Source organism: Bacillus sp. 1A, from assembly GCF_052682215.1.
In genome coordinates this window covers 3,575,389-3,588,924 of the sequence record NZ_JBQYLZ010000001.1, presented here as the reverse complement: position 1 = coordinate 3,588,924, position 13,536 = coordinate 3,575,389, and the positions used below count along the sequence as shown (strand labels likewise).

General features: G+C 35.8%; 9 protein-coding genes, 1 pseudogene and 1 other annotated feature. Of the genes and pseudogenes, 3 read left to right on the top strand and 7 right to left on the bottom strand.

Going from position 1 to position 13,536, the window contains the following annotated elements; all coding sequences use genetic code 11:
• Positions 1-35: 35 nt before the first annotated feature.
• Both ACUN0F_RS18305 and proB read right to left on the bottom strand, forming a co-directional pair.
• On the bottom strand, positions 36-1,283 hold the full coding sequence (locus ACUN0F_RS18305; protein WP_445539881.1) for a glutamate-5-semialdehyde dehydrogenase: 1,248 nt from the start codon (positions 1,281-1,283) through the stop codon (positions 36-38).
• 31 nt (positions 1,284-1,314) lie between these two features.
• Entirely contained in the window at positions 1,315-2,418 is a 1,104-nt protein-coding gene (gene proB / locus ACUN0F_RS18300) for a glutamate 5-kinase (protein WP_445539880.1), read from the bottom strand.
• Between the two features lie 144 nt (positions 2,419-2,562).
• Positions 2,563-2,773, bottom strand: a binding site (T-box leader).
• 339 nt (positions 2,774-3,112) lie between these two features.
• On the opposite strand from proB, the gene proC reads away from it, so the two are divergent.
• On the top strand, positions 3,113-3,931 hold the full coding sequence (proC, locus tag ACUN0F_RS18295) for a pyrroline-5-carboxylate reductase (protein WP_445539879.1): 819 nt from the start codon (positions 3,113-3,115) through the stop codon (positions 3,929-3,931).
• A gap of 191 nt (positions 3,932-4,122) precedes the next feature.
• On the opposite strand, the gene ACUN0F_RS18290 is transcribed toward proC, so the two are convergent.
• Positions 4,123-5,763, bottom strand: a complete 1,641-nt coding sequence (locus tag ACUN0F_RS18290) for a M20/M25/M40 family metallo-hydrolase (RefSeq protein ID WP_445539878.1) — start codon at positions 5,761-5,763, stop codon at positions 4,123-4,125.
• A 75-nt stretch (positions 5,764-5,838) separates the two neighbouring features.
• Complete coding sequence (locus ACUN0F_RS18285) at positions 5,839-6,588, bottom strand: IclR family transcriptional regulator (protein ID WP_264462152.1); 750 nt, start codon at positions 6,586-6,588, stop codon at positions 5,839-5,841.
• A gap of 265 nt (positions 6,589-6,853) precedes the next feature.
• On the opposite strand from ACUN0F_RS18285, the gene ACUN0F_RS18280 reads away from it, so the two are divergent.
• Positions 6,854-8,278 (top strand): amino acid permease, encoded by a 1,425-nt coding sequence (locus ACUN0F_RS18280; RefSeq protein ID WP_046954193.1) that lies wholly within the window; start codon positions 6,854-6,856, stop codon positions 8,276-8,278.
• Between the two features lie 303 nt (positions 8,279-8,581).
• The gene (locus ACUN0F_RS18275; protein WP_000589594.1) at positions 8,582-8,929 is read left to right on the top strand and encodes a VOC family protein; all 348 of its coding nucleotides are present in this window, start codon (positions 8,582-8,584) and stop codon (positions 8,927-8,929) included.
• A 155-nt stretch (positions 8,930-9,084) separates the two neighbouring features.
• On the opposite strand, the pseudogene ACUN0F_RS18270 reads toward ACUN0F_RS18275, so the two are convergent.
• From ACUN0F_RS18270 to ACUN0F_RS18260, 3 genes and pseudogenes are all read right to left on the bottom strand, one after another.
• Positions 9,085-9,408: pseudogene (locus ACUN0F_RS18270) on the bottom strand (RtcB family protein); the annotation flags it as partial.
• Between the two features lie 281 nt (positions 9,409-9,689).
• Complete coding sequence (locus ACUN0F_RS18265; RefSeq protein WP_142343688.1) at positions 9,690-10,721, bottom strand: fatty acid desaturase; 1,032 nt, start codon at positions 10,719-10,721, stop codon at positions 9,690-9,692.
• A 373-nt stretch (positions 10,722-11,094) separates the two neighbouring features.
• Complete coding sequence (locus tag ACUN0F_RS18260) at positions 11,095-13,476, bottom strand: immune inhibitor A (RefSeq protein WP_264462154.1); 2,382 nt, start codon at positions 13,474-13,476, stop codon at positions 11,095-11,097.
• Positions 13,477-13,536 lie beyond the last annotated feature (60 nt).

Below are 13,536 nucleotides of genomic sequence, written 5' to 3'. Positions count from 1 at the left end.
CAAAAGACACCCAAAAAATTGAGTGTCTTTTGTTATTATTTTCGAATCTGACCATTTCCACGAATCACATATTTTGTAGAAGTTAATGCAGGAAGTCCCATCGGTCCCCTTACGTGTAGCTTTTGTGTACTGATGCCAATTTCTGCTCCAAATCCGAATTCAGATCCATCAGTAAAACGAGTTGATGCATTATGATACAGTGCAGCCGCATCAACAGATGTGAAGAACTTATTGACGTTTTCCTCGTCCTCTGTAATAATCGCTTCGGAATGCATAGATCCATACGTATTTATATGATAAATTGCTTCTTCTATAGAAGAAACTACTTTAACTGCCAGTGTGAGAGATAAAAATTCTGTTTCCCAGTCTTCTTTTGAAGCAAGTACAATTGAAGAATCAATTGCCAATGCTCTCTGATCACCACGTAGTTCCACGCCTCTTTCCTTCAAAGAAGAAAACAACTCGCTACCAAATTGCTGCGCCCACTTCTCATGTAGTATAATCGTTTCAATTGCATTACATACAGATGGACGCTGCGTTTTTGCATTAATAATAATATCAATTGCCATTTGTTTATTCGCTGTTTCATCAATGAAAATATGACAATTTCCTGCACCTGTTTCAAGTACCGGAACAGACGCTTCTCTCACTACCGTATCAATTAATTGTTTGCCGCCTCTTGGAATAAGAACATCTAGGTAATCATTCAATGTAAACAGCTGCTTTGCGCTATCCCGTGTTGTGTCTTCTATAAGCTGTACACTTTCTGGGGGCAAGCTTGTTTGTTTGAGCGCTCGGTGAATAACGGCAACGATGGCTTTGTTAGAATTGATAGCAGAAGAACTACCACGTAATATAACTGCGTTTCCTGTTTTCAAGCAAATTGTAGCAGCATCTACTGTTACATTTGGCCTTGCCTCATAAATCATCCCAACAACCCCAAGTGGTACACGCATCTCCTGAATAGATAGTCCATTTGGTCGCTCCCATTCGCTTACACGTTCTCCAACTGGATCACGTAATTCGATTAACTGCTTAATTCCCTCTGCCATATCAACAATTCGTTGTTCAGTTAGCATTAGTCGATCAAGGAGTGAATCAGAAAATCCTTTTGCCTTACCTTCTTCGATATCACGTTTGTTTTCCTCTACAATATAAGCTGTTTCTACTTTTAGCCTTTCAGCAATTGTAGCAAGTGCTTCGTTTTTTTGACTTGTAGATTTTAGTACAAGTTCTCTAGCAATTTCTTTCGCTTTTTTTCCCTTTGCCAACACTTCATTCATCTTCATTTCCTCCTTTTTAACATCACTATTCTTAAAGTGACACCCAATAATCTCTATGAATGACTTCATAATTATGCCTTTCGCCTCTTGCTTGAATATGTTGGCTTTGCATACCTTTTATCTCTCTTAATTCCTCTGCGTTATATGTGCATTGTCCTTTTCCAATTACGCGCCCTTGTTGCGTCATTACTTCTACGACATCGCCAACTTGGAAAAATCCTGAAACATTCGTAACGCCAGCAGGAAGAAGACTCTTACCATGCTGAATGATAGCAGTAGCTGCTCCAGCGTCTACTTCAATTTGTCCGCTAACAAGAGAATGTAACGCGATCCATTGCTTGTTCATCTTCATCTCTTTTTGAGGGGCATTTCCGACATACGTACCATCACCTTTGCCCTTCAAAACATCTACAAACTTCTCTTGTCCACGTCCTGTTCCGATAAATACACTCACGCCAAGAGAAAGTGCTGTCTTCGCAGCATCAATTTTTGATTTCATACCGCCAGTCCCAAGTTTGGACCCAGCATCTCCTGCAAGAGAAGCAATCTCTTCCGTAACTTCAGGAAGGAAATAATATTTTTTCGCATCCGCATTTTTCTGTGGATTTTTGTCATATAAACCGTTCACATCCGTAAAAATCATTAGCATATCCGCCGAAACAAGCCCGCTTACTAAAGCTGACAACATATCGTTATCACCGAACGTCAGCTCCTCTAATGAGATGGAATCATTTTCATTAATTATTGGTAGAGCAGAACGGTTTAGTAACTCTCCTAAAGTAGCGTAAGCATTACTATATTGTTCTTTTCTAGAAAAATCACTTCTCGTCAGCAATAGTTGCGCTGTAACGATGCCATATTTACGAAATTCCTCCGTGTACGCCTGCATTAACAAACTTTGTCCAACAGCCGCAGCAGCCTGTTTTCCTTTAATTGTCACAGGTCTGGTAGGATATCCTAGAGCCGAAAAACCTGCAGCGACAGCCCCAGATGTAATTAACAAAACTTCATGCCCTTCCTCTTTCAATCGAGCCAATGCGGCAACGTGATCTGAAAGTTGTTCTTTAGAAATGCCTCCGTGACTATCTGCCAAGGAACTACTCCCAATCTTTACAACAATTCGTTGTTTTTTCAATTTTTTATCCCCCAAGTCTAAAATCAAAGTTTTTTATACATTACACTTTTATTCATACAGCTTGCAGCGATTCTATTCTTTTCAATGCTGCGCCTAGCCTATTTAAGAGCAAAATAAAAATGACCGCTTCGCCCTTAATAAAATAAAAAGGACGAAACGGTCATTGTTCCGCGGTACCACCTTAATTGATATACATAGATATCCACTTGGCGCCTATAACGCAGGCGAACGCCTAAACTTTCATTTAAGACTCAGGGATAGGTTCGATATATTCTATACGAGGAATCTTTCAGCCGGTGAATTCCACTCTCTTTCGCAAGAAGACATATGTACTATTTCCCTTCAACGATTTTCGGTTTAATTTTTTATATTATGCGATATAATTTGATTTGGTGTCAAGAAGTATTTTTAAAAATAAATAGAGCGGCAAGTTACTTGTATGAAATTATTACCGTACTGAATGAAAATACAAATCGATATAAGTTTAACTCATATTCATCAACATAAAACCTAAAATTAAAGTGTATATATTTACATAATGTCGAATATAATTGATTTTTATCTTTTGGTATTGCAAAAAGGAATATATTCTCTTAGAATGTTTCTTTATATTACATAAAGATGTTATTGTTATTTTAAGATAACAATTTTAAAATGATATAATTTATTATAAAAGGAGCAAGATTAAGTTATTATGGACAAACAAATTGGATTTATCGGTTGCGGAAATATGGGGATGGCTATCATTGGCGGGATGCTAAACAAAAAGATAGTGTCTGCAAATAATATTATTTGTTCGGATTTAAACACTACGAATTTAAAACATGCTAGTGAAAAATATGGGGTAACTACAACTACTGACAACAATGAAGTAGCTAAAAATGCTGATATTTTAATTTTATCAATTAAACCAGACTTATACGCATCAGTAATTAACGAAATAAAAGAAGTGATCAAAAACGATGTTATCGTCGTAACGATTGCTGCTGGAAAAAGCATTAAAAGTACTGAAGAAGCTTTTGCTAAAAAATTAAAGGTTGTAAGAGTAATGCCTAATACCCCTGCTCTTGTTGGAGAAGGAATGTCTGCGTTATGCCCTAATGAAATGGTGACAGAAAAAGATTTAGAAGATGTGCTAAACATTTTCACTAGCTTTGGTCAAGCAGAAATCGTAAGCGAAAAATTAATGGATGTTGTAACATCTGTAAGCGGTTCTTCACCAGCATACGTATATATGATTATAGAAGCGATGGCAGACGCCGCTGTACTTGATGGTATGCCACGCAATCAAGCATATAAATTCGCTGCTCAAGCTGTGTTAGGCTCTGCCAAAATGGTACTGGAAACAGGCATACATCCAGGTGAATTGAAAGATATGGTTTGTTCTCCTGGCGGAACAACGATAGAAGCTGTAGCAACATTAGAGGAAAAAGGATTACGAACTGCAATTATTTCAGCAATGCAGCGCTGTACGCAAAAGTCTGTTGAACTATCTGGGCAAACGAAAAAGTAAAACTATAAAAGAGATCACGTTAGCTATGAATTTAGTTAGAAAATGGTGGATTACATACTCTCTCGCTTGCACTAAATGATAAACGGACAAACTCATAGATACTTGAGTTTGTCCGTTCTTTTGGTTATATTGAGATAATTTTATTTAGATCTTCTTTTGAGATTTTAGTTTTATCCCTTCCTTATTCCCTACTATGGTTGTGTAATTTTATTAGAAACTAATAATTTTTCAATGCATTTCGGTAACATATTTAATAACGTTTCAAATGCGTAATTTACATCTAAACGTTCTGTCCATTGATGTGCATCTTTTCCTACCGGCCCCATATTTAATACAGGAACGTCAAACTCTTCTAGATCCTGAAGTGGAATCGAATAACCTTTATCCCATAACGGCATATTGTCTACAAGTGAACTCATTGAATCTAGTGGATTCTGTAAGCCCACATAGCTCAAATCTGAAATTCCTCCAAAATAGTTTTGGTTTTCAAATGTAATGTTATGATTATAGTGAGCATACTTTTCCATTTCTGCAACTACATCTTTAATTAACGGATTGTTGCGTGAACTTACAGCTGGATAATATGGTGGAGCAAAGAAAAGTACAATCATCGGCGCCTTTTCTTTACATAAAATAGATAGTTTATCTACTAAATCAATTGTTACCGCACGATCATCTTTATCTTCTCTATTTTTTATTATACTAGATTGAATATCATCTATTTTCTCTTGCCCATGTTGTTCAATTGCATAAGCGATAAGCTCTTCATACGTTAATACATTTACTTTCATATTAGGCGGTATAAACGGATTATATTTAGAAAAACGATATGCTTGCTTCTCGTATGATTCTTCTATTTTCTCTGCTACTTTCGTTACTTTTTGACGTAACATTGAAACGACGGCTGTCATCGTTTTTTCCAGTAAAAACAAATTGAATAATGTGACTGCACGATGCGGAATTTGTACAGAATAATCCTCCTTTAAATCACGTTGAAGTAAGTTAGTTGGGGGAGGACTCGCTTCTCCTTCTACAACATCACAAAGGTCCGTATTCAATTCTAATTCAGCAGTTAATAAAGCAGCCATATAACTCCCATTTAAGCCTGCAAATGGTTCACCCACATGTGTTTCTTTACCATAGCAAAGGAATCCAGGTAACACTTTACCAATAGAACCAGTGTAAATATACTTATTTTGGTCACCAGGATGTCGTGAAAACATAGGCTCTGAATTTAATACCGTTTTATAATCCAAGTTATGTTCTCTTGCTAACTCTAGTAGTCTTGGAACAGCAGCCCTCATCCCTACAGAGTTTACTTCTTCATCTGGAACAGCTAATAAAAGAACATTCCCGTCAAATCTTCCTTCACAGGCTTGCTCAATCATTGCCATTTGTAATGTGAGGCCGCATTTCATGTCCATTGTTCCTCTGCCAAACAGCCAATCTCCTTGTTCTATATCTTCACGTACATGGTCTGGTAATTCATCTTTATGAGAATAAAACATAGATGTTAACTTTTTAGAACTAAATGCATCTTCTTTCCAAACTCCGTAATCTTGCACATCTACAACATCAAAGTGACTAACTAGAATTACGGTATTTTTTGTACTATCGCTTTTCTTCACTAGGGCTGTAACAAAATATCGTCCGTCCCCCGTCGGATTTTTTTGCAAATGATGCGGGTTTTCTTTGAAGTACTGTAAATCAGATAATTGTTCCACAACAAAGTCTGGCAATATCACTTCAGCTTCTGTACCTGTAATACTAGGAATTTCAACAAGACTGCTTAATAATTGAATCAATTGTTCTTTTGATTGCCACTTTGACATATAAATCCCCCTATTTTTCCGCATTATGAAAACGAATTCCATTATATGAATAAAAAATGACGACAGTTATCAAAATTATAGTTCTGATGTACTGCCGATTTTTATTGATATTTCATGAGCTGCTTGTTTTACCTTACTAATAAGAAAAGATAGTCGATCATCATTTATGCGATGACTAATTAACCCAACACTTAATGCTCCTACTACTTTATGATTAAATCCGATAATCGGTGCAGCTACTGAAGCCGTCCCTTCTGTTTTTTCACCATAACTTACCGCATATCCTTCATTTCTTATCTGCTTTATTTGCTCTAAAAGAATGCGCTTTTGTTCTGGTAATGAAGAAAGTAAATGTTCTACAATATGTTCCATTTCATTCGTTTTCATATTGGCAAGCATCGTTTTATTTGCAGCACCAATTGAAAGTGGAATTTGTTCCCCTAAGTTATCAATAACTCGAATTTTTAAAGGGCTATCCATTCTTTCAATGATAATAGAATGCGTTCCATTTGGAATGTTCAAATACACACTTTCTTCCACTTCAGAGGCTAACCGCTTCATCACTTCTCTTGCAACTGATCTGTAGTCTACCTTCTCCAGTTGACGTAATCCTACTTCCATCCACATTGGCCCAATTTTGTACTGTTTCGTTTCTGAAATTTGCGTAACTAACCCATGCTCGATTAAAGAATTAAGTAATCTATGTACTGTACTAACTGGGAGATGTGTTCTGTCCGCTATATCAGAAATAGCCCAATACTCTTTTTCATTAGTAGAATTTAACAACTTTATAATACTTATCGCTCGATCAATGGACTGTACCATAACTCACCTCAACTTGAATTGTAATATGTTAGTACGCTCAATTACCTATCAATTTAACAAAAATTCAAAATGAAATCAATATAATTATTCAATTTTCTAAAAATAATAATGCCACTGATAACGATTTGTAAGCGCGAACAAAAAAATATTGACTTTTCTTTTTAATTATCTGAAAATTATAACAAGATTTCACATCACGGAATACATTCCACAATACGGAAAAACATCAAACTTTATTCTATCAACTACGAAAGTGAGGAAAACAATGACGCAAGTAAGTAATACAAACAATGAATTAAAACGTACGATGAAAAGTAGACACTTATTCATGATTGCACTCGGTGGTGTGATTGGAACGGGGTTATTTAACGGATCTGGTTTTATTATAAGTCAAGCTGGACCTGGTGGATCCGTACTTGCCTTTATGGCTGGTGGATTATTAATGTATTTCGTTATGCTTTGTCTTGGTGAACTTGCTGTAGCCATGCCTGTTTCAGGTTCTTTTCAGGAATATGCAACTAAGTTCATCAATCCTGCAACTGGATTTACAATCGGATGGTTGTATTGGTTAAGCTGGGCGAATACGACTGGTCTTGAATTTACAACTGCCGGCATTACAATGCAGCGCTGGTTTCCTGATATTCCTGTTTGGGTTTGGTGTTTAATATTTGGCGTTACTATCTTCACTATTAACGCATTATCTGCTCGTAGTTATGCAGAAACAGAATTTTGGTTTTCAAGTATAAAAGTATCTGCCATTATAGCTTTTATTATCCTTGGCGGTGCCGCTATGTTCGGTTTTATTGACTTAAAAGGCGACGAACCAGCCCCGTTATTATCAAATTTCGTAAATCATGGCGGTTTATTCCCAAATGGACTTGCAGCTATTCTATTAACAATGGTTACAGTCAATTATTCCTTCCAAGGTACAGAACTTGTCGGAATCGCAGCAGGTGAAAGTGAAGATCCAGCAAAAACTTTACCTCGTTCTATTAGAAATATTATATGGCGCACGATGTTTTTCTTCGTCTTAGCAATCTTTGTTCTTGTTGCTTTAATTCCTTGGGAAGAAGCAGGATTAACAAAGAGCCCATTCGTTGCTGTATTTGATAATATCGGTATTCCATATGCAGCTGATATTATGAATTTTGTTATTCTTACTGCTGTTCTTTCTGTCGCAAACTCTGGACTGTACGCTGCAACTCGCATGCTTTGGTCGTTATCAAAAAATGAAATGGCTCCGGCCTTTTTAAAAAAATTATCTTCACGAGGAATACCTTTAAACGCTTTAATTTTGACAATTTCTATTTCTGCTTTTTCTCTTTTAACAAGCGTTGTAGCTGCTGAAACAGTTTACTTATGGTTAATTTCCATTTCTGGCGTCATTACAATCATTGTTTGGATGTCAATTTGTGTCTCTCAATTCTTTTTCCGTAAACATTATTTAGCAGACGGTGGAAAATTAGAAGACTTAAAATTTAAAACTCCACTTTATCCACTTGTACCAATTCTTGGTTTTGGATTGTATGGCATTATATTAATCAGTCTTATTTTTATCCCAGAACAACGACTTGGAATCTATTGCACTGTACCGTTTATCATTTTTTGTTATACTTACTATCACTTTAAAGTTAAGAAAAGAATTGCAACTAACACTCATAGTGAAAGTAAAATTAGCGAGACTATGTAATACTATACTTATATATAAAAGACCGCACATGGCTTTCATTTCATATGCGGTCTTTTATCATTGGCATTTGTTCTATTCCCTTTTCATTCATTACCTCATACGATTCAGTGATACTATATATCTTTACTTGGATTGCAAGTTCTTTGAAAAGTGATACCGATTTCCATAATGCGGTAAATACTACAATACTAGTAATTGGATTTTTTCACTTTTAATACGTTATTGATTTTCCTTACTGTTACTGTTTTGATATATTGAATATATATTGCTTAAAAATTTTAAAAAAGACAGGAGTTATCTACAATGATAAAAGGGTTCGGGGGAATATTTTGGAGAACTAACAATCTTGATGTTATAAAAAAATGGTACAGTGAAGTGTTGAAAATTGAAATAGAAGATTGGAATGGGACTGTGATTAAACCCCAATTAGGAAATGAGACTATTTTTTCTTTCTTTACCGAAAATGATAATTATTTTCCAATAGAACAGCAAGTGATGTTAAATTTTGAAGTACATAATTTAAATGAGACTATTCAGCATCTTGAACATATTGGTGTACCTCTTGAAAAGAAAGAAGAAATTAGTGAGTTCGGAAAGTTTATTTGGATTAAAGATCCTGAAGGTCGTCTAATTGAGCTTTGGGAGAAATAGACGGTTATAATCCTTTGCTATTAAGCTAACGGTTGCTTTCATTCAACAAAATAAATAAAAAAGTCGATTCCTTAACTCCACAGGAAATCGACTTCTTCTATCCCATCGCAATAAAATGGAACTACTTCCCTTGATTAGATTGTTTTCGAACAAAAGATACGAAAACCACTTGGAACAAATTTACGAATCGTTTCGTCTAAGTAATCGAAATTAATTTCTTCTTTTTTCTTATCAATTACAACAACTTCCATACCACAACCAATGTCTACCCCTACAAGATTAGGAACAATTTTATCTTGTATTGTCATCGTTGTCCCAATCGTGCAACCTGCTCCTGCATGTGTATCTGGCATAATACGAATTTGACTATCCTTTACGAATTCTTGGTTACAAAGATCAATAATCTGCCCAGTTGCAGTCTCATCAACGTTATTCGTAAATACTTTTGCTTCATTGTATTTTCCTTGTAATTTCAACATCTTTCATGTCCCCTTCCTTTTGAAAGAATTATTTTATTACGTTGTATGTGTTCTTATAATTACTATCATCCACCTTCTGCTTTCCATTATATATGTACTATATCCTTTACTATAATAAAAATTATAATAATTCATTTTGTTTACATAATATAATTACTGTCTCTTTATATTTATACCTACACATAAGCATTCCTCCTCCTCAATATCGATCATATAATAATTAAACAAAAACTCCCCTTAAATCGAAAATGATTAAGGAGAGTTTTTTATATACGATGAAATTATAGTTCAGATTTCACTCGAACAGAAACATTGTTTTTAATTATTTTTTTGAATTCTTTAAAGGTAACAAAATTGTTACTTTTCTCATCCCAAAGACGAAAACGGAGTGATCGTAAGCTTGTAGCAAGTGTAATCGTTGGTACATTTTTTAACGGAAGCGTATTATTGTGTGCCTCTTCTAGTTTATAGTTAGGTACTCTTGGACTTAAATGGTGAACATGATGGAATCCAATATTACCAGTTAGAAATTGCAAGATTTTTGGAAGTTTATAAAATGAACTTCCTTCCACTGCCGCTTTCACATATTCCCAATCTTTATCCTCTTCAAAATAAGAATCTTCGAATGTGTGCTGTACGTAAAACAGCCAAATTCCTACTGAACCCGCTATTAAGAATATCGTACCATGCACTAACAGAAACGATTGCCACCCAATTGCCCAGCAAAGTATAGCTATTAAAGCAACGATTATAATATTCGTCAAATACGTATTCATACGTTCTTTCTGTCTAGCACCTTTTCGGTTAAATCTATTTTTAAATAAGAAAACATAAATCGGACCTAATCCAAACATAACGAATGGATTGCGATATAAGCGATATGCTAAACGAAGTCTAAATGGCGCAGCTAAATATTCATCCACTGTAAGCGTCCAAATATCTCCTGTACCTCTCTTATCCAAATTACCACTTGTAGCGTGATGAATAGAATGCTCATGTCCCCATTGATCAAACGGGAATAAAGTTAACACACCCATACATGTCCCTACGATTCTATTTGCAGGTCGACTTTTAAAGAATGAATAATGGGTACAATCATGAAAAATAATGAAAATCCGTGTCATAAAACCAGCGGCTAACAGAGATGGAACTAACGATAACCAATAAGAAACAGACAAACTTTTATAAGCAAGGTACCATAAAATAATGAACGGCACAATTGTGTTAATAAGTTGCCACACACTTTTTTTAATCGTTGATTTTTCATACGGAGCAACTTGTTTTTTTAAATTTTTAGTATTTTCTAATGTCATTGGTCTAATTCCTTTCCTTTATGTTGCTAATTCACATTATAGCATACTATTAGTATCAGGTGTTAAAAGTAGCTGTAATAAATATTATATAATATAAAAATCTCTTTTTTCTTACTCATTACTTACAAATTACTTACGGTCAAAAAAACTTATATAATCGGACTGATGGAGCATTTCAATTATAAAAGAAACATCTATTTTTTCCAATAAATATATATAAAAGCAGAGGACTTTTTCACTTCTGCACATCTTTTCATTTTTTAAATGGTAATTTTTTCGATTTGTATTTATGTAACAGTTTTTTCTCACAAGAAGAAAAGAGCTGCCATAAGTCAGGTTTCACCGACTTATGGCAGCTCCTTTTCATTTTATTTTAGCGATGGATCCAAACTGCACCTGCAGACTTGTCTTCAGCTTGACCTACTACTTCAAACTTCAATCCAAGTTTCGGCAACTTACGTCCGGCATCTGGAATAACACTGTTGATGTATTGCTTAGAATCATCAAATTTCGCAACGCCTGGCAATCCTTTATAATCAAAGATACCGCGAGTTGGCGAATTTACTTTCCATGCTGGCGTTTGATCAAATGAGAATGCCGCATCGGCAATTTGATAACGCGTACTGCTCTTCACAGTTGGTTGTCCATTTAATGTTCCTACGATTGCCTCTGGATGAGAATCTACTACCCCAAGGAATCCTTCGCCTGGATGAACGCCTACCCAGTTATCTGTAAAGCTTTGATCCGCATACCATACAACCATTCCTGTATTAAATACTGGACCACGTGCATGTTGTAGCGCCGTGTCAGACCCAGCGTAATTTCGCCACTCGATATAGTAGTTATGTTTTTTCTGTTCAAATCCGTTAGACACAGTAAATCCTTTTAGCGTCATTGCTGGCTGTCCTTCTGCATCATCAGAGAAAACAACTTTTCCATCTACAGTTAATGCTGCATTGTCTAACGCAAATCCTTTATAAGCTACTGCAATATCTGTTACATACTCAAATTGCAGTTTTACTTTCTTTCCTTTAAATTGGCTTAAATCGTATGATTTATCAACCCACTTACCATCTGTTGTATCTACGCCGCCTTTTACATCTTTTTCGCCCATTCTATCAATACGTGTCTTCGTTCCATCTTCTGCAATCGCATTTACGTCAAGGAAATCATACTTCGCTTCCAATTCATAAAATGCCTTATAATCAAACTTAGCATCCGTTGCAGTCGTTAAGTCAAATACTGGTGTCTCAAGTGTTGTATGAATGTCATTTCCTTTTGTGCTGTAATAAAACTTCTTACCAAATGCTGATTCGATATTTTTTATATCTTTGTCTGGCAAGTTAACACGAACGATTCCTGGTCGTTTTGATTTTGTAACACTTTGATCTAAAAATGTTGCAGTACCGATTCCTGTGCGCAGTTTATCATAATCTACCTCAACGATATTCGCCCAGTTACCCTTCATATTCTTTTGGAAAAACTCTTTATTTTGTGGCGAGAAACTTGTTGGCTCTGTTCCCGCAATTTTTCCAGCCCAGCTACCGCCGCTCATAAGGGACCATGATTCAACAGGTTCACCTTGCCCTGAATACTTTGTATCATATTCATCAGGTAAGCCTAAATCATGACCGTACTCATGTGCAAACACACCAACTGCTCCGTCTTCAGGCTCAATTGTATAATCATATGCAGCCATCTTTCCGCCCCAATTTGAAACTGAAGATTTTGTACCATCAATTGCATATGGCTTTGAGCCTAGTTTTGAACGATGAGACCAAATCGCATCATCTTTCAATTTGCCGCCGCCAGCTTCTTGACCTACGCCCGCATGTACAACCATTAAATGATCAATAATTCCATCTGGCTCGTTTTTATTTCCATCACCATCTTGATCGTATTGATCAAATTGATCATAATCAGCTAAATTAATGCCTTTTGCTACCGCTGCTTTTAATGCTTCTTTCACAAAATCTTTTGGTCCTAAAGGCCCCTTGTTATCATGACCAGTACCCGCATCCGCACCATAATCTGACGCTTTTCCTGGAACAGTAAGCCATTCTGTTACAGTTCCATCAACTGTGTAGCTTCCGCCAGATTGTTCTTCATAATATTGTTTAAATGTATTAATCTTCGATCCATCAAATAACGTAAATGGCTCATCACCAAATAACATTTTTTGATAATGTTCACGATTAAAGTCCTTAGAATACATATAACCCGGTTCTTGATCAATATTATTATGCTTAAAATCGCTAAATTCTACGAGTAAAACAAGTACTTTATCTTTTCGAACAGTTCCATTGTACTCTTCTTGCTTCGCTGGTGTAGTAGGTACTTTTCCATTTAATTTTCGAGAATTCAATCCTGCATCTTGTCCAGCAACTGGTCCTACTTCTGGTTGCTGCGCCTGTTCATTCTCCTTCATTTTTGCATCTTTTACTTTTTTCATAAAATCTGAAGCTTCTTGCGTAAGGTTATCTCCTGTCAAGATTTCTTTTCCAGGGTTTTCCCCTTTCTTTTTCTCAACATATTTTTCGACAGCCTTTGATGTCTCGGCTTGTGATGCAGATTGATCAATTACTCCCCGTTGTTTCAGCGCTTCTGCCAAACGTTCCTCTGGTATTAAGTGCTCATCTATTGGTAGAGATGATGTTGGTGTCTCAGCATACGCTGCATGACCTCCAAAAGCAAACGTACCACTTAGTACTGCTGCTGTTGTTAATACCGCTAATGGTTTTAATTTCTTTTTCAATGTATTTCCTCCCCAGTGTCTGCAAATTATCGTTTTTTGCCGATAACAACATAATATTCG